A 17,275-nucleotide genomic window follows, 5' to 3' on the forward strand; every position below is an offset into this window, starting at 1 on the left:
CGTTGCCAGGCTGTTATATTATTGTTCCGCAGTAGCTCAGTGGTAGAGCTATCGGCTGTTAACCGATCGGTCGTAGGTTCGAGTCCTACCTGCGGAGCCATTTTTATTTCATCAAGAATATCAGCTATGCTTCCATAGCTCAGTAGGTAGAGCACTTCCATGGTAAGGAAGAGGTCAGCGGTTCGAGCCCGCTTGGAAGCTTACCTATCTTTAAATTGTATGGCCCCTTGGTCAAGCGGTTAAGACACCGCCCTTTCACGGCGGTAACACGGGTTCGAATCCCGTAGGGGTCACCATCGTTATTTTGTAATAACGAAAATAACTTTCATGAATTCGGAGGATTAGCTCAGCTGGGAGAGCATCTGCCTTACAAGCAGAGGGTCGGCGGTTCGATCCCGTCATCCTCCACCATAATTTTTTCGCGATAGCGAAAATAATTTTCATTTGTGCCGGTTTAGCTCAATTGGTAGAGCAACTGACTTGTAATCAGTAGGTTGGGGGTTCAAGTCCTCTAGCCGGCACCTTTCTTTTTTTATGGAGGGGTAGCGAAGTGGCTAAACGCGGCGGACTGTAAATCCGCTCCCTCAGGGTTCGGCGGTTCGAATCCGTCCCCCTCCACCATTTATAATTTTTTTGATTTTGGATATACTAATTGTTATCAACTATTGGGCTATAGCCAAGCGGTAAGGCAACGGACTTTGACTCCGTCACGCGTTGGTTCGAATCCAGCTAGCCCAGCCAAGAGAGCCATTAGCTCAGTCGGTAGAGCATCTGACTTTTAATCAGAGGGTCGAAGGTTCGAGTCCTTCATGGCTCATTTAATATTTAAACCCTAGGTTATCATTAGTCTTGGGTTTTTATTTATGGAAAATGCGGAAGTAGTTCAGTGGTAGAACACCACCTTGCCAAGGTGGGGGTCGCGGGTTCGAATCCCGTCTTCCGCTCCATAGTTAATGGGGTCTTAGCTCAGCTGGGAGAGCGCCTGCTTTGCACGCAGGAGGTCAGGGGTTCGATCCCCCTAGACTCCACCATCACACTACATATAAAATTTATGCCTTGAATCATACTGATTCTAGGCTTTTTTTGTGTTTTCAAAACATTTTAGTCCGTATTGATTTCCAGTATGGTTATTTCTATTAGACAATTTTCCGACTTCATCAGATTATTTTATCCCATAGAGTTCTCCTATGGGACACTTCCCAAAAAAATTAAGCCGGTAATGTCCCATAGAGCCTTTCTATGAGACTCTTTCTATAGGATTTACCTTCCTAATATCTCATAAAAATATTCCATGAGGCACTTCCTAAAGATTTACCATCCAAAATGTCCCATATTCGTATTCACTGAGAAATTCTTACTTTTAATACTACCTCTTTTTCAGTAACAAAAAAACTAATTAAACGTTTGATTAGTTTTGGTGTTTTTCTTATAAAAGTCCAATTATCAACCTAACGGAAATGACGACCACCACGCATATATATACATAATTTTGTCGAGTTGAGTCATTACACTGAAAGCGGTTAAAATAGTACATATTAAAGGGTAGGAGGAATATTAAGATGAGTAAAAAACTTTCAATTATTGGGATGCCGATGGACTTAGGACAAATGCGCCGCGGTGTAGATATGGGACCAAGTGCAATCCGTTATGCTGGCATTAACGAAAGACTAAAGCCGCTGTTTGATGATATCCACGATCTTGGAGACATTGCAATCGGCAGACCAGAAGTCGTTGTCGATAAAGAATCAAACCTGCGCAATCTCGATCTTGTTGCAGAAAAAACATCCATGCTGGCAGAAAAAGTAGATGAGGCAATCCAATCCGGTTCATTCCCGCTCGTACTTGGCGGTGACCACAGCATTGCAATTGGAACCTTAGCGGGGGTTGCAAAGCACTATAAAAACTTAGGTGTCATTTGGTATGATGCCCATGGTGACTTAAATACAGCAGATACAAGCCCGACAGGAAACATCCACGGCATGCCTTTAGCTGCGAGTATTGGATTAGGGCATCCGAAATTAACGGAACTGGGCGGTTACTTCCCGAAGGTTAAACCTGAGAACGTAGTCATTATCGGAGCAAGATCCCTGGATGAAGGGGAGAGAATCCTCATAAAAGAAAAAGGAATTAAAGTCTACACAATGCATGAAATTGACCGTCTAGGAATGGCACACATCATGGAAGAAACGATTGCCTACTTGAAAGAAAGAACAGATGGCGTTCATCTTTCATTAGACTTGGATGGGTTAGATCCAAGTGAATGTCCGGGAGTAGGAACACCGGTTATGGGTGGTATCAGCTACCGTGAAAGCCACTTGGCTATGGAAATGCTCGAAGAGGCAAAGCTTATAACCTCTGCAGAATTTGTGGAAGTAAACCCTATTTTAGATGAAAAAAATAAAACAGCACAAATCGCTGTTGGTCTAATGGGCTCATTATTCGGAGAAAAATTATTATAAAAAATAAAGCAGCTGCATCCGGGTTCGGTGTAGCTGCTTTATTTTTCCACAAGCGATGAATATTCATTTAATAGAGAATCAAGCCTCCGACTAGCCTCAATTACTTCGTGGTGGGCAAATGAGTTTACAGACGCAAGTCGAACCATATCCATCCGGCAGCGTTCAATTTCCGCTAATAGTCCCTCTCTCATGTAAAACATGACCTCTTTCCAATGTATTATTACTTTTATCCCCAGCAGAAAATTCTTTAAACTCGTATTTGAGCCTTTTTGGTAAATTTTTGTTAATATTATAGGTATGGAGAAGTTTTTTCGTGAAAAACGAAACTTTTTTGCTAACGATTCGTATGAACGTATAGCGTATTGGAGCTGAGAAACGTTAATGGAAGCTATTGTAAAAAAGAGAATAAAACAAGTGATAAAAGGCGATCAGGATGCATTTGGGGAAATCGTTGAAATTTATAAAAACAGTGTCTATCAGCTGTGTTTCCGAATGCTTGGAAATAAACATGAAGCCGAGGATGTGGCACAGGAGGCGTTTATTCGTGCCTATGTGAATATAAAATCGTTTAACCAAGATTTGAAATTTTCCACCTGGCTATTTCGGATTGCCACCAATTTATGTATCGATCGAATGCGCAAAAAGAAACCTGATTATTACTTAGATGCAGAAGTGGCTGGAACAGAAGGGTTAACTATGTATTCCCAGATTCCTTCCAATACTCCACTGCCAGAAAAAGAGCTGGAAAGCTTAGAGTTGCAGGAAACCGTACAGAAGGAAATATTAAAGCTGCCAGAGAAATATCGGTCTGCGATCGTTTTGAAATATGTTGAAGAATTATCATTAAATGAAATTAGTGAAATTCTTGATCTTCCTCTAGGGACTGTTAAAACAAGAATTCACCGAGGACGGGAAGCTTTAAGACAACAATTACGTTATGTTTGATAAGAGGTGAAACAAAAAAATGTGTCCAGAACATATCATCGATCTCATGCACGAGTATTTAGACGAGGAAATTGACCAAGAAAAAGAACGGATCTTAAGAGAGCACATTCAAAGCTGTAAAGAGTGTGAGGCTATATTTAATGAACTAAAAAAGACAGTAGCCTTCGTTAAAAGTATATCAAATATGCAGGCACCGGCAGACTTTACAGCCAATGTCCTAGCGCGTCTGCCTAAAGAGAAAAAGAAAGTTTGGATGGGGCGCTGGCTGAGAAACCATCCAATGCTAGCCGCAGCCTCATTATTCCTTATTTTAATGGTGGGAAGCCTTGTTTCCACCTGGAATCAAGACCGGGAATTCTCGGTATCGAAGCAAAAAAACCTGGTGGTTAAAAATAATACTGTCATTGTCCCGAAAGGCGAGGTCGTCAAAGGCGATGTGATTGTTCGGAATGGGACTTTGAAAATTGAAGGGGAAGTGCAGGGAGACGTTACCGTCATAAATGGTGAAAAGTACCTGGCATTTGCCGGTCATGTGACAGGACAAATTGATGAAGTGAACGAAGTGTTCGATTGGATTTGGTATCATATGAAAAGAACGGTCCAAGAGACCATCGAAATCTTTGACCATTCTGAAACCGAATAAAAAACAAATCACTCGTTTATGAGTGATTTGTTTTTTTAATGAGATACATATAATAAGTACAAGCTTGATTTATGCTATAATAATGTAGTTGTATTCCAATATATACGTTTTTAAGAAAATTACGGAGGAAAAACAATGCCGTTTGCCGATTTTACTATATGGAAGTATTTAGCTAGTATTGTTGATATTCTCCTCGTATGGTATGTCATATACAAACTGATTAACATTATAAGAGGAACCAAAGCGGTTCAGTTACTAAAAGGGATTTTTGTTATTCTTCTTGTAAAAGTAGTCAGTGATTTTTTTGGCTTATCCACTTTAAGCTGGATGATGCAGCAAGTCATAACATACGGGTTTCTTGCGATTATTATTATTTTTCAGCCAGAACTCCGCAGAGCCCTTGAGCAATTGGGAAGGGGGAAATTTTTCTCAAGAAGCTCAAGCCCTGATGATGATGATCAGGAAAAAGCTGTTCAGGCAATCATTAAGGCAACTGACTACATGGCCAAGCGCCGAATTGGGGCTTTAATTTCGATTGAAAGAGAAACAGGTATGGGTGATTACATAGAAACAGGTATTCAGCTAAATTCTAAGATTTCATCTGAACTCTTGATTAACATCTTCATTCCAAATACACCGCTCCATGATGGGGCCGTTATCATCCAACGAAATAATGTTGCCGCAGCGGCATGCTATCTTCCTTTATCGGAAAGTCCGTTTATTTCAAAGGAGCTTGGAACGCGGCACCGGGCGGCATTAGGAATCAGCGAGGTAACCGATAGTATTACCGTGGTTGTTTCAGAAGAGACGGGTAGTATCTCACTGACGAAAAATGGTGAACTTCATCGTGACTTAAAGGCAGAAGAATTTAAGGAACTCCTCACGAGTGAATTGATGTTACCGAATAAGCCTAAACAAGCTTCTTCAGCTCGTTGGAACTGGAGGGGGAAAAATAATGGATAAGCTGATGGATAATCGCTGGTTTATCAAAATTCTCGCATTACTTTTAGCCATTTTGCTTTATTCAACTGTATCGAACAAAGAAAATAAATTAACAGTTAACGTTCCAAGTCAATCGACTTCTGCGACGATTAAAGATATGCCCGTAAATGTCTACTATGATACCGAGAATTTAGTGGTTTCGGGGATTCCAAACACGGTGGCTATCACAATTAAAGGGCCTATTACCCACGTCCAATCCACAAAAGCCTTAAAAAACTTTGAAGTGTATGTGGATTTGACAGAAGCTAAGATAGGGAAACAAAAAGTAAAGCTTAAAGTGAAAGATTTATCTGATAAACTAAAGGCCACTATTAATCCTGCTTCTGTCACCGTGAATGTTCAAGAAAAGATCACCAAGGAATTTAAAGTGGAAGCTGAATTTAATGCAAGTCAAGTGGAGGAAGGTTATTCTGCCGGACAGCCGGTTGTCGAACCAAACAAAGTAAAAATCACCGGTGCAAAAAGCGTGATTGATCGAATTGCCTATGTCAAAGCAACACTTGAGGAAAAGTCTAAACTGAAAGAGACGATTACCAGAGAGGCCCACGTACAGGTTCTTGACAAAGACTTGAATAAATTAGACGCAGTGGTCGCGCCAGAAACCGTAAAAGTGACGATACCAATAAAAAATAATAGTAAAACTGTTCCAATTAGTATTATTAAAAAAGGAACGCCGCAGGATGGTATTACGATTGATTCCATTGATCTGGATGTGAAAGAAGCCACGATTATTGGACCGGAAGATATCCTGAAAGGGACTGAAAATGTCCGCGTGGAAGTAGATGTCAGTAAAATTACGGAAAACACCACCCTTAATCTTCCGGTGATCATTTCAAATGGGATTACGAAGGTCACGCCGCAAATGGTAAAAGCAACGGTCTTGGTGAAAAAGGAAGAGGAAAAAACCGTATCAGGAATACCTTTAAAAATCCAAGGGTTATCTGATACGTACATAGCGGAGATTAATGATCCTGATAATAAGATCATCAATCTGATCGTAAACGGACCAAGCTCGCTTGTAGATGGATTAAAGCCTGAGGACTTTAATGTATATATTGATTTATCCAATTTGGATGAAGGCAGTCATGAAGTGAATATCCACGTGGATGGCCCTGCCAATATAAACTGGAAGCCTAATAAAGCGACTGCGAAAATTACAATTACGAAAAATGCCTAATACCTAGCAATAATTGTTGAAGGAGCGATTTTTTAAAATGGGAAAATATTTTGGTACCGATGGGGTACGCGGAGTAGCAAATAGCGAATTGACACCGGAATTGGCCTTTAAACTAGGCCGGTTTGGCGGATATGTTTTAACAAAGGATAAAGATCGTCCAAAGGTTTTAATTGGCCGTGATACTCGTATTTCAGGTCATATGCTTGAGGGTGCTCTTGTGGCAGGTTTACTTTCCATTGGAGCGGAGGTTATGCGTCTTGGCGTAATTTCTACTCCGGGAGTAGCTTATTTAACGAAAGCATTAGGAGCACAGGCTGGGGTCATGATTTCAGCTTCTCATAATCCAGTAGCCGATAATGGAATTAAATTTTTCGGCCCTGATGGCTTTAAGCTTTCTGATGACCAGGAATTAGAAATTGAAGAGCTTATTGATATGCCGGACGATCAGCTGCCTAGACCTGTAGGTGGTGATTTGGGCTTGGTCATGGATTATTTTGAAGGAGGACAAAAGTACCTTCAATACTTAAAGAATTCCGTGGATGAAGATTTCTCCGGTATTCATATTGCACTGGACTGTGCAAACGGTGCAACTTCTTCTTTAGCGACACACTTGTTTGCTGATCTGGATGCAGATTTGTCTACGATGGGGGCTGCACCAAACGGATTAAATATTAATGCCGGTGTTGGCTCAACACACCCTGAAGCACTCGCAGCCTTAGTGAAGGAAAAAGGGGCCGATGTGGGTCTTTCCTTTGATGGTGATGGGGACCGCTTGATTGCGATTGATGAAAAGGGAGAAATCGTCGATGGCGATCAAATCATGTACATTTGCGGCAAATATCTGAAAGAGCAGGGACGCCTAAAGCATGGAACGATTGTATCCACCGTTATGAGTAATCTTGGCTTTTATAAAGCGCTTGAAACTCATGGCATTCATAGCGTTCCGACCGCCGTTGGCGACCGTTATGTAGTCGAAGAAATGAAGAAGAGCGGATTTAATCTTGGTGGGGAACAATCTGGCCACATTATTTTCTTGGACTATAACACAACCGGCGATGGTTTATTATCAGGGCTTCAATTAGTGAATATCATGAAAGCAACCGGGAAGCCATTGTCAGAGCTGGCTGGTGAAATGAAGAAATTCCCGCAAAAGCTTGTAAACGTTAGAGTGACAGACAAACATCATGTGACCGATAATGTAAAGGTTAAAGAGATCATTGAACAGGTTGAAGAAGAGATGTCTGGAAACGGAAGAATTCTTGTTAGGCCTTCCGGAACTGAACCATTAGTCCGTGTTATGGCGGAGGCACCAACAAAGGAGCTTTGTGAATCGTATGTCGATCGCATTGTCACAGTTGTAAAAGATGAAATGGAACTAAAAGAATAGATGAAACGTCTAATATGCATAAGGGAACTCTCCAAGTCTCTTATGCATATTTTATTATGTATGGTGTTATAGAAAATGGAAAAAATATTATTTTGTGTAATTAGTTGACGGGGTGTCCTTAATCATGTAGTATTAACTTGCTTTGTTTATTCAAAGCTTTTTTTACCATTTTTTAAAAAGAAAGGTGGGCAGTTGGAAAAATTGTTTTTCTAAAGCGCCTGAACTAATCTAGAGACGTTGATTAGTTGACGAGGAGGAGGTTTATCGAAACTTCGGCGGATACCTCCCGGCTGAGACGCAGGGCCGAAATTTCTTCTTTAAAACACATAGGCAACTTTGTGCACAAAGAGAAGGAAATGCGCATACTAAAAATAATGTTTAAAAGGGTATAGACAGATACCCGACAAAAACAGAGATAAGGGGGCAAGGTGGGCCTCCAAAGCGTTCTTGCCCCCTGTATCAGGGAGGATAAAGAAAAATGTGTGGAATTGTTGGTTATATTGGAAATAATGACTCGAAAGAGATTTTACTAAAAGGTTTAGAAAAGCTTGAATATAGAGGATATGACTCAGCGGGTATTGCTGTGAAAAATGAGAACGGAATTCATGTTTTTAAAGAAAAGGGCCGAATTGCTGATTTGCGTGCGATTGTCGATGAGAATGTTTGGGCTAAAATCGGTATTGGACATACTCGCTGGGCTACCCACGGCGTTCCAAGCAAGGTGAATTCCCACCCGCATCAAAGTGCATCTGGACGTTTTACGCTAGTGCATAATGGTGTAATCGAAAACTATGATCTTTTAAAGCGTGAATATCTAACAGATGTTACATTCGTTAGTGAAACTGATACAGAAGTTATTGTTCAGTTGGTTGAACGTTTTGCGAGTGAAGGCTTAGAGGTTTTAGAGGCATTCCGCAAAACTTTGACACTTTTACATGGATCTTACGCTTTAGCCCTTTTAGATGCGGAAGATAATGAAACCATCTATGTAGCAAAAAATAAAAGCCCGCTATTGGTTGGACTAGGCAGCGGCTTCAATGTTGTAGCAAGTGATGCCATGGCGATGCTGCAAGTAACGGATCAATATGTGGAATTAATGGATAAAGAAATTGTTATTGTTACAAAGGATAACGTGACGATTCAAAATCTTCATGGTGAAGTTATTAAACGTGCACCATATCAGGCTGAACTTGATGCCAGCGACATTGAAAAAGGTACCTATCCTCATTACATGCTAAAAGAAATTGATGAACAGCCGCTTGTGATGCGTAAGATCATCCAAACCTATCAAAATGAGAACGGTGAATTAACGATTGACGAGAAAATCGTGGATGCATTGAATGCTGCTGACCGCCTTTATATTATTGCGGCAGGTACTTCTTATCATGCTGGTCTTGTTGGAAAGCAGTTCATTGAAAAAATGGCGAAAATCCCTGTAGAGGTTCATATCTCAAGTGAATTTGGCTATAATATGCCGCTGCTATCGGAAAAACCATTGTTCATCTTCATTTCACAAAGCGGTGAGACTGCTGACAGCCGTGCCGTTCTTGTTAATGTCAAAGAAATGGGTTACCCTGCATTAACCATCACCAATGTTCCTGGTTCTACGCTTTCTCGTGAAGCAGACTATACATTGCTGCTGCATGCAGGCCCTGAAATTGCGGTTGCGTCAACTAAGGCATATACAGCTCAATTAGCTGTCCTTGCAATTATGGCTGAAGTAACAGCCAAGAGCCGCGGTTTAGAAATTGGCTTTGACTTGATTCAAGAGCTTGGTTTGGTGGCAAATGCAATGGAAGTTCTTTGTGACTCTAAAGAATTGCTTGAAGTAATCACAAGAGAATTCTTATCTGTAACACGTAATGCCTTTTTCATCGGCCGCGGAATCGACTTTTACGTTGGCCTAGAGGGTGCACTGAAACTGAAAGAAATTTCTTATATTCAAGCTGAAGGATTTGCCGGTGGGGAATTAAAGCATGGTACAATCGCTTTAATCGAAGAAGGTACTCCAGTTATTGCTCTTGCTACTCAAGAAAGTGTAAACTTAAGCATCCGTGGTAATGTGAAGGAAGTTGTAGCCCGCGGTGCCAACCCATGCATCATCTCGATGAAGGGATTAAATATGGACGAAGACAGCTTCGTCATTCCTGAAGTAAATGAATTATTAACACCACTTATCTCTGTTATACCATTACAAATACTTGCCTACTACGCAGCTCTGCACCGTGATTGCGACGTAGATAAACCGCGTAATCTGGCAAAGTCTGTAACGGTTGAGTAATTTGTTCTTAAGAATCGGGAAACGTACTTTATGTGCGTTTTCTCGGTTCTTTTTTATTTTGTTAAAACATAATAAAGGAATATGTAGGTGATTGGTGAATTATGTAAATTAGGAGGTGGACAATGACCATAAATTATAATTTTGCTTTTTCGTTTCAACTTATTCCCATTATTTCACTTATTTTAGCATGGTGTGTTATTGCAATTATTGCCTATCGAATGATGAAAAAATTGCAGGTGAAACCAAAGACCTGGAAAGCCCTCGTTTGTGTGCTGGTCGGTCTTTTTTCTTTCTCGATTAATTTTCCGTCGTTATGGGATACGCCGATTAAGATATCCATCCTGCCGCTTGGTGTTTGGATTTTGTATGCCTTTTTAAAAAGAAAGGAAGGGTGCTGGGTGACCTATAGGCGTTTCGCGTGGCTCGGGTTTTGGGCTAATTTTATTTTTCTAGTAGCTGCTCTAATTGCAGTACCCATTCAAAATGCCACATATCCTAAAAATGAGCTGTCTACCTATATGTCTACCGTCGAGAATGCATCGATCAGGAGTATCCATCCCTCTGGGGAAAAAAGCGTTTTAGATACAGATACTTTGCTAAAACAATTACATAATATGAGTCAAGAAAAAATTCAGGGTATTCAGTGGTATCAAGAAAAAGAAATTAGAAGTGAGCAATCGATCAAAAGGAATGAACGGTTTCCCTATCAGCTTTTCGGAACATCATCAAAATGGGGAAGCGGCCTGTACCCGATTATTTACCTAGAAGCCGATGGAAAAGGAATATTAGTAACAGCCCCTCAAAAGCAGCTATATTTTCGCTCCGATGAGTCCTTGCTGAAAGGAGAGGAATAAAAGCATGCTGAACAAGAGATGGGTCTCTATTGGTTTAGTAGGTGTTGTCATTGTTTTGGCGGCAGCAGCCTGGTTTTATTGGTTTGATTTTTCCAAACCAGCTTCCTTTCCGGCTAATGAACAATTGATGGAGAAGATGAATAAGGTTCTTCCAACAGCGGCTGTGAAGAGCATCCAGGAACATGTTCAAGTTGATGAGAGGCATGTGTTCGTCCCGTTTGTTTCGGAAGAGGGCCGGTATGGGGTAAGTTATTGGGAGTGGAAGAAGAATAAATGGAAGTTGCTTTATATTAATAATGCTGGGGAGCCGCGTCTTTGGAAGATTAATAGTAATGACCCTTCAACGTTTTACATAGTGTGGAATTCTCATCCTGGTGACAAAGTGAGCTATATGAAATTCTATTTTATTCGTGACAGAGGATCTCAAGGCCATGATGGAATTGAAACTTATAACCCCAAAATCCAGCTAGAGAAAAAGGTAACCCTAATGAATAAGTCCTATGGCGTATTATCCATGCCCGCTGATTGGTTAGCAATCATGAAATCCTTGCAGCAAGCAGGAAATCCAAATATTTCTGATAGACTTATTGATAGTGTGTTGCCAAATAATAATAATTTTTATTTTGGGTTTATTTCATTTGATCAATCAAATCAAGAGGCAGGTATCATGAACTCCGTGAATGGCAGCAGCTTTACCAATGGCGATATAAATCTAGATTATATAAGTATTTTGAACAAATCTAAAATTGAAGAACCGTTAGAACAATAATCAGGACATAAAAAACGAGCTTGTTTAGGAGAATCGAACAAGCCCGTTTTTTCATGTCGTGAATCTAATTACTCTCGCTAGTGGTTTTGTCCTTCTCTAATAAAACAATTAGACCTGGTAATAAAATCCCCCTAATTAAGAAGGTGTCCAGCAAAATACCCACGGCGACAATGAAGCCAAAAATAAACAGTAGTTGGATGGGCTGTGTCATCAAAACAGCAAAGGTTGCAGCGAGAATAATTCCTGCAGAGGAGATGACCCCGCCTGTGTTAGCAACAGCAATTTCTACTGCTTTTTTAACAGAATGCTTGGCTCGTTCTTCTTGGAACCTTGAAATAAGCATAATATTGTAATCAATTCCGAGCGCTACCAAGAAAACAAAAGCATAAAGAGGAACGCGGTTACTGATCGTGTCGATACCAAAGAAAAGGTTGCTTAAAAACATTCCCAATCCCAATGCAGCAAAGAACGAGATTAATATCGTCCCCATCATGTAAATCGGCATTTTAACTGATCGCGTTAACACGATTAACATTGCAAAAATTAGAATCGTTTCCATCAAAACAATGACAAGGACATCCCTATTATTAGTAGAACGATCGTCGACTTTCACAGCGGTTTCCCCTGCAAAATAAAGCTTCCCATTAAGGTGACTGTCTGTAACGATTTGTTTTTCATGGCTTATGATTTTCTCTAAGGCATCCAAGGTCCTTGAAGAATATGGATTTCCTTGAAACGTTAAACTATATTGAATTACTGTTTTGTCTTTGCCAGTTCCAGATAATCGGACCTTACTAACACTTGGCTGCTTGGCTAGTGTACTACGTAATGTTTCCAGTTCCTCGGCAGTGATTGATTTTGATGATTCAAACACGACGGATGTAGGGGCAAGTTCGCCCCTTTCAAATTTCTCAGCTAAGATTTCATAGCCCTGGCGGGAAGGCATATCTTTAGGAAACGATTTCATCGTATCGAACTCATATTTCAGATTAAATAGATTACTAGCAGATAACAGCAGGAAAAGACTTATTACAAGAACGGAAAGTCCGGGCTTCCTTACAACGAAGCGGCCGATTGTACCCCAAAGAAAATGTTTTTTGGCCGATTGACCCCCAACACGCGGAATTCTAGGCCAGAAGGATTTCCTGCCGAAAAGGGTAAACAAAGCTGGAACGAGTGTAACGGATGCAATCATAATCACAACCATGGTTATGGCAAAGGTTGGGGCAAAGCTTTTAATGTCTCCTAATTGAGCAAAAAACAATACAAGCATCGCGGCTAAAACAGTTCCCCCAGAAAAGAAGACTGGCATTCCAGTTTCTCTCATCGCCTCTTTCATGGCATCAAACTTGCTTTCATGACGGGTGAGCTCTTCCCGATAGCGGGAAAACACAAATAAGGAATAATCAATCATCGCAGCAAATAACAAAATTGACATAATGGAAATGGTTTGATTGCTCAAAGCCAGGCCTGCTTTACCCATTAACCCAAGTACCTGCATGACCACTTCATAGACAAAAACGGCAGCTAGGAGCGGAATCAAAGCCAATAACGGTGAACGATAAATCACAATCAATAAAATAAGGATTAATCCTACTGTTGATAAAATCAGGACAACATCTGCACGCGAAAAAAGATCAAGAGAATCTGTGGCAATTCCTGCTGGTCCGGTAACATACAGCTTAAAATCTGATGATTCAGCGGCGACTTTCTTGATTTGTGCTAAAGACTGCTTCATTTCCTTTGTTTCTAAAGAAGAATCAATGGTTAAAGGGATAATGGCCGTCGTCTTGTCTTCTGAAAAGAAACTGGCGGCTGCTTGTGGTGGCAGGGATGCTAAAGGGATGATTTGGGCGATCCCGTTAATATTTTCGTTTTCAATTTTTGCTAAAACCTCTGCAAGCTTTGCGGATATGATCTGACCATCCCCAGATTGGAAGACTAATATGGCAGGGGTTCCTTCATTATTAGGAAAATACTGATCCATCTTTTTTTGTGCAATGGCCGATTGGACGTCCTCAGGGAGGGAATCGATTCTCGATACCTCGTAATCCTTTGCATTTGGAGCAAACACAGCCAATACCATAGTAATGATGAACCAGGCTGCAAGGGTGATCCACATTCCTTTTTTGGTTGAAACATAATCGGTAATAGCTTGTAAGAGTAATTTCATGTTTTTGCCGTTACCCCCTTTTTTTATTTTGTTTAAAGTGACACATCTGTCACTTTAGTGAAAAAATAAATTGACACTAATGTCACTATTATTATCTTTCAAAGTAACATATNNGAACATTCCGTGGCAAATCATTTCTTTAATCGAACCAACCCAAACGGAATGGGGGATATTAAAATGATTCGGAATGGCGACAGATTGAAAAATATATCCCAAAATGACCGCTTCCTGTATACACGGATTTAGTTTCTTTTCTTCCTTCCCATGCTTAAGGAAGTTCTGTAAACATTGATACATTTCTAAATGAAACTTGTCTAATTGATCCTTATTTTCTTTCACTTTATTGTTAGCCATTACGGGAATCTGCTGGCCAATCTTAAACATTTTTTGAATGTCGGAATAACTGAAAATAAGATTTAAAAGAAAGTCGAACTGCGCCTCAAATCCATCTATTAATTCTATTTCTTTTAACTTGGTAAGAAAATGCTCCATTTCATAAAGCATATAGTCGGTAATTAACTCTTCTTTATTTTCATAGTACTTATAAAGTGCTCCCCGTGATACGTCTAAATCATCAGCAAGAAGACTAATTGTAAATCCCTCATAGCCATGCGTGAGAAGAAGCTGTTCTGTGGCTTGAAATAAATCATCTTTAGAAAATTTGCGTTCACGTGCCATTTTTTCACCCCAAGCCTATTATAAACAATGAAGGAACCAATGGAAAATAACATTTTCTAAATGAGTATATTGACTGTTATTAGATTCCAATTTTATACTAGCAATACAATATAAATATCTGAAAATTATGTATTATCGTTAAACTGAAGAATAGATGGCAGGGGGGATGAATTCATGCATTTTGACGTAATAGTAGTAGGGGCAGGACTCGCTGGTTTAGTAGCAGCGGGAGAGATTGCTGATGCAGGTAAAAAAGTGCTGCTTTTAGACCAAGAATCAGAAGCCTCGTTGGGGGGACAAGCATGGTGGTCTTTTGGCGGCTTATTCTTGGTTGATACGCCGGAGCAGCGCCGGATGGGAATAAAGGATTCTAAAGAGTTAGCATGGCAGGACTGGTTAGGAACGGCTGGCTTCGACCGGGAAAATAACGAGGATTACTGGGCGCTAAAATGGGCAGAGGCTTATGTGGATTTTGCTGCAGGAGAAAAACGTGCCTGGCTGTACGACATGGGAGTGCGTTTTTTTCCAGTAGTAGGCTGGGCGGAACGTGGCGGATATCTAGCTGATGGACATGGAAACTCAGTCCCACGCTTCCATGTTGTCTGGGGAACAGGTCCCGGCATTGTTGCTCCATTTGAACGAAGGGTTAGGGAGCACGTGAAAAAGGGATTAGTGGAATTCCGCCCTCGTCATCGCGTTGATGGTCTAATTAATAGTAATGGGGCAATTGTTGGTGTGAGCGGTTCTGTTCTTGCTCCGAGTTCTGCTGCCCGCGGGGAGGATAGCAACAGAGACGTAATAGGAGACTTTGAATATCGTGCGCAATCGGTGTTAGTCTCTAGTGGCGGGATAGGCGGAAACCATGATCTTGTTCGTAAAAATTGGCCGAGCCGGTTGGGAGAGCCTCCAAAACATATGATTTCTGGCGTGCCCGCACATGTCGATGGCCGGATGCTCTCCATCACCGAGGAGGCAGGGGGGAGAATTGTCAATCGGGATCGTATGTGGCACTACACTGAAGGGATCCAAAATTGGAATCCGGTCTGGACCAATCATGGTATCCGCATTCTTCCAGGGCCATCCTCTATATGGCTGGATGCTCGCGGCCGGCGCTTCTCCGCACCTAATTTCCCAGGCTTCGATACATTAGGTACACTCGAGGCCATTCAAAAGACAGGTTACGATTATTCTTGGTTTATTTTAACTCAAAAAATTATTGAAAAAGAATTCGCCCTATCCGGATCAGAGCAAAATCCGGATATAACCGGAAAAAGTATTCGCAAGGTATTGGGAAGAGCTTTACCTGGTGCACCTGGACCGGTAAAGGCTTTTATGGATAAGGGCGAGGATTTTATTATTGCGGATAATTTGGCTGATTTGGTAGCTGGTATGAATAAACTAACGGGTGACAATCTGTTGGAGCTTGCAGAAATCGAGCGGCAAATAAAGGCGCGGGACCGGGAATTGGATAATACCTTTTCGAAGGATCTGCAAATAACAGCCATCCGTGGTGCGCGTAATTATCTTGGGGATAAATTAATCCGTGTCGCCACACCGCATAAAATTCTGGATCCAAAGAATGGACCTTTGATTGCGGTCCGCCTGCATATCTTAAGCCGAAAAACATTAGGCGGATTACAAACCGATTTATCCGGAAGGATCCTAAACGCAGCGGGAGAAGCCATCCCGGGATTGTATGCTGCAGGAGAAGCATCAGGCTTTGGCGGCGGGGGTGTACATGGTTACCGTTCCCTGGAAGGGACCTTTGTAGGAGGCTGTCTGTTTTCAGGAAGAGCAGCCGGCCGGGCGATTGCTAAAGAATTGAGATAAAAAAATGAAAACACCTCATTGGCAGGTTGTCCAAGGAGGTGTTATTCCATTTGTATTACTCTATTTTTCCAACAGAAAGCGCAGATTACTGTAAAAAACGGAGGGTACCAGGTAATCTTTATACGCCCCGGGAATGTCGAGTTCATGAACATTTTCCGTCGTTCCATCTTTTTGCGACCAATCATAAGCAAGCTTTTTAAGGTCTAACAGATAATTTTGCATAACCGTCAATTCCTCCGCAGTTCCAACGATTCCATGCCCTGCAACAACAACTCTAGCATCCAACAATTTTATTTTATCAAGCGAGTTGATCCAATTATCGATATCTCCCTGCCTGAAATCTGCATGGCAGCCGATATGCATCAAATCTGCTAGAAAAAGAATCTTGTCTTCAGGCAGATATAGAAACGAATCGCTGGATGAATGACACCTGCCGCAGGTAATTAGTTCAGCAGAACGGCGTGTTCCATGGAATATCATTTTCTCTATAAAAGTAATGCTCGGTAAAGTGAGAGTGGAGCGATCAGCGTCATTGGTAATTGCTGTATATTCACCTAATAAAGTTTCGGTTTCTTGACGTTTAGCAAGGTTTGTTTCCTGCTTCATTTCATTCCTCATTTGATCGAGGTAATGGGTGTTTTTTTTCACCATGTCAATGAAATTCGGCTGTCGGACCGCTATCTGCTGCCTTGTTTGATAGGTACTAATGATCGATGCATCTGAAAATACCTGGTTGCCATGTACATGGTCTATGTGTTCATGACTATTAATGACGAAAGAAGCTTTTCGGCCAGTCAGCTCCTCGGCAGCGCTGCGGAAATCTCTAGCTGCGCTTGGAGTGGCGAAGGTATCAAATATAATTGTTTGCCCTCCGATATCGATGATTCCTGCGTTCGCCCAGGAGCCAGTCCCTGGAGTAGAGATGGCGGCATAAACTCCCTCCGACAATTGTTGAAGAGAAAAATATTTAGAAATGTTCAACGCTTTTCACTCCTTTGTTTTTTATGTCATTAATTATATGATGTTAGTAATAAACCAAACTACTTATTGAGTAAAGAGTAAATAAGTTGGAGGGCA

14 protein-coding genes and 10 tRNA genes are annotated in these 17,275 nt (G+C 41.1%); 20 read left to right on the plus strand and 4 right to left on the minus strand.

Features of this window, described 5'->3' with window-relative positions; genetic code table 11:
• Positions 1–25 precede the first annotated feature (25 nt).
• The 11 genes from V7161_RS01915 (at position 26) to rocF (ending at position 2,459) form a co-directional block, all read left to right on the plus strand.
• Positions 26–100: transfer RNA gene (locus tag V7161_RS01915), tRNA-Asn, on the plus strand.
• Positions 101–128: 28 nt separating this feature from the next.
• Positions 129–201: transfer RNA gene (locus tag V7161_RS01920), tRNA-Thr, on the plus strand.
• A 20-nt stretch (positions 202–221) separates the two neighbouring features.
• Positions 222–296: transfer RNA gene (locus V7161_RS01925), tRNA-Glu, on the plus strand.
• 39 nt (positions 297–335) lie between these two features.
• Positions 336–411, plus strand: a tRNA-Val gene (locus tag V7161_RS01930).
• 37 nt (positions 412–448) lie between these two features.
• Positions 449–521: transfer RNA gene (locus V7161_RS01935), tRNA-Thr, on the plus strand.
• A 15-nt stretch (positions 522–536) separates the two neighbouring features.
• Positions 537–621, plus strand: a tRNA-Tyr gene (locus tag V7161_RS01940).
• A 45-nt stretch (positions 622–666) separates the two neighbouring features.
• Positions 667–741, plus strand: a tRNA-Gln gene (locus V7161_RS01945).
• Positions 742–744: 3 nt separating this feature from the next.
• Positions 745–817 (plus strand) — tRNA-Lys (locus V7161_RS01950).
• Between the two features lie 55 nt (positions 818–872).
• Positions 873–947, plus strand: a tRNA-Gly gene (locus tag V7161_RS01955).
• Positions 948–955: 8 nt separating this feature from the next.
• Positions 956–1,031, plus strand: a tRNA-Ala gene (locus V7161_RS01960).
• A 528-nt stretch (positions 1,032–1,559) separates the two neighbouring features.
• Entirely contained in the window at positions 1,560–2,459 is a 900-nt protein-coding gene (gene rocF, locus V7161_RS01965) for an arginase (protein WP_335442034.1), read from the plus strand.
• A 38-nt stretch (positions 2,460–2,497) separates the two neighbouring features.
• On the opposite strand, the gene V7161_RS01970 is transcribed toward rocF, so the two are convergent.
• Positions 2,498–2,650, minus strand: a complete 153-nt coding sequence (locus tag V7161_RS01970; protein ID WP_335442035.1) for an aspartyl-phosphate phosphatase Spo0E family protein — start codon at positions 2,648–2,650, stop codon at positions 2,498–2,500.
• 190 nt (positions 2,651–2,840) lie between these two features.
• On the opposite strand from V7161_RS01970, the gene sigW reads away from it, so the two are divergent.
• The 8 genes from sigW to V7161_RS02010 all read left to right on the plus strand — a co-directional run bounded on the left by sigW (position 2,841) and on the right by V7161_RS02010 (position 11,517).
• A complete protein-coding gene (gene sigW, locus V7161_RS01975) occupies positions 2,841–3,404 on the plus strand; it encodes an RNA polymerase sigma factor SigW (protein WP_289989472.1) in 564 nt (187 codons plus the stop codon).
• A gap of 19 nt (positions 3,405–3,423) precedes the next feature.
• Positions 3,424–4,047, plus strand: a complete 624-nt coding sequence (locus V7161_RS01980) for an anti-sigma factor (RefSeq protein WP_335442036.1) — start codon at positions 3,424–3,426, stop codon at positions 4,045–4,047.
• 135 nt (positions 4,048–4,182) lie between these two features.
• A complete protein-coding gene (cdaA, locus tag V7161_RS01985) occupies positions 4,183–5,010 on the plus strand; it encodes a diadenylate cyclase CdaA (RefSeq protein ID WP_335442037.1) in 828 nt (275 codons plus the stop codon).
• Positions 5,003–6,226, plus strand: a complete 1,224-nt coding sequence (locus V7161_RS01990) for a CdaR family protein (protein WP_335442038.1) — start codon at positions 5,003–5,005, stop codon at positions 6,224–6,226. Before cdaA ends, V7161_RS01990 begins: the two co-directional genes overlap by 8 nt.
• Positions 6,227–6,263: 37 nt before the next feature.
• Positions 6,264–7,613: a phosphoglucosamine mutase gene (glmM, locus tag V7161_RS01995; protein WP_335442039.1), complete on the plus strand. Its 1,350-nt coding sequence runs from the start codon at positions 6,264–6,266 to the stop codon at positions 7,611–7,613.
• A gap of 478 nt (positions 7,614–8,091) precedes the next feature.
• On the plus strand, positions 8,092–9,894 hold the full coding sequence (glmS, locus tag V7161_RS02000) for a glutamine--fructose-6-phosphate transaminase (isomerizing) (RefSeq protein ID WP_335442040.1): 1,803 nt from the start codon (positions 8,092–8,094) through the stop codon (positions 9,892–9,894).
• Between the two features lie 122 nt (positions 9,895–10,016).
• Positions 10,017–10,748 (plus strand): hypothetical protein, encoded by a 732-nt coding sequence (locus V7161_RS02005; protein ID WP_335442041.1) that lies wholly within the window; start codon positions 10,017–10,019, stop codon positions 10,746–10,748.
• Positions 10,749–10,752: 4 nt separating this feature from the next.
• The gene (locus V7161_RS02010; RefSeq protein WP_335442042.1) at positions 10,753–11,517 is read left to right on the plus strand and encodes a hypothetical protein; all 765 of its coding nucleotides are present in this window, start codon (positions 10,753–10,755) and stop codon (positions 11,515–11,517) included.
• A gap of 64 nt (positions 11,518–11,581) precedes the next feature.
• Here the strand turns inward: V7161_RS02010 and V7161_RS02015 are convergent, their stop codons facing one another.
• Positions 11,582–13,690 carry an MMPL family transporter gene (locus V7161_RS02015; protein WP_335442043.1) on the minus strand — a complete coding sequence of 703 codons (2,109 nt, stop codon included), beginning with the start codon at positions 13,688–13,690 and terminating at the stop codon, positions 11,582–11,584.
• A 54-nt stretch (positions 13,691–13,744) separates the two neighbouring features.
• Complete coding sequence (locus V7161_RS02020; protein ID WP_335442044.1) at positions 13,745–14,368, minus strand: TetR/AcrR family transcriptional regulator; 624 nt, start codon at positions 14,366–14,368, stop codon at positions 13,745–13,747.
• A gap of 174 nt (positions 14,369–14,542) precedes the next feature.
• On the opposite strand from V7161_RS02020, the gene V7161_RS02025 reads away from it, so the two are divergent.
• Positions 14,543–16,198, plus strand: coding sequence for an FAD-binding dehydrogenase (locus V7161_RS02025; protein ID WP_335442045.1), 1,656 nt, complete (start codon positions 14,543–14,545; stop codon positions 16,196–16,198).
• A 60-nt stretch (positions 16,199–16,258) separates the two neighbouring features.
• Here V7161_RS02025 and V7161_RS02030 read toward each other — a convergent pair whose 3' ends face one another.
• Positions 16,259–17,179 (minus strand): MBL fold metallo-hydrolase, encoded by a 921-nt coding sequence (locus V7161_RS02030; RefSeq protein ID WP_335442046.1) that lies wholly within the window; start codon positions 17,177–17,179, stop codon positions 16,259–16,261.
• Between the last annotated feature and the right edge of the window lie 96 nt (positions 17,180–17,275).

The sequence above is a fragment of the Neobacillus drentensis genome (assembly GCF_036965425.1).
GTDB classification, from domain to species: Bacteria; Bacillota; Bacilli; order Bacillales; family Cytobacillaceae; genus Neobacillus; species Neobacillus drentensis_F.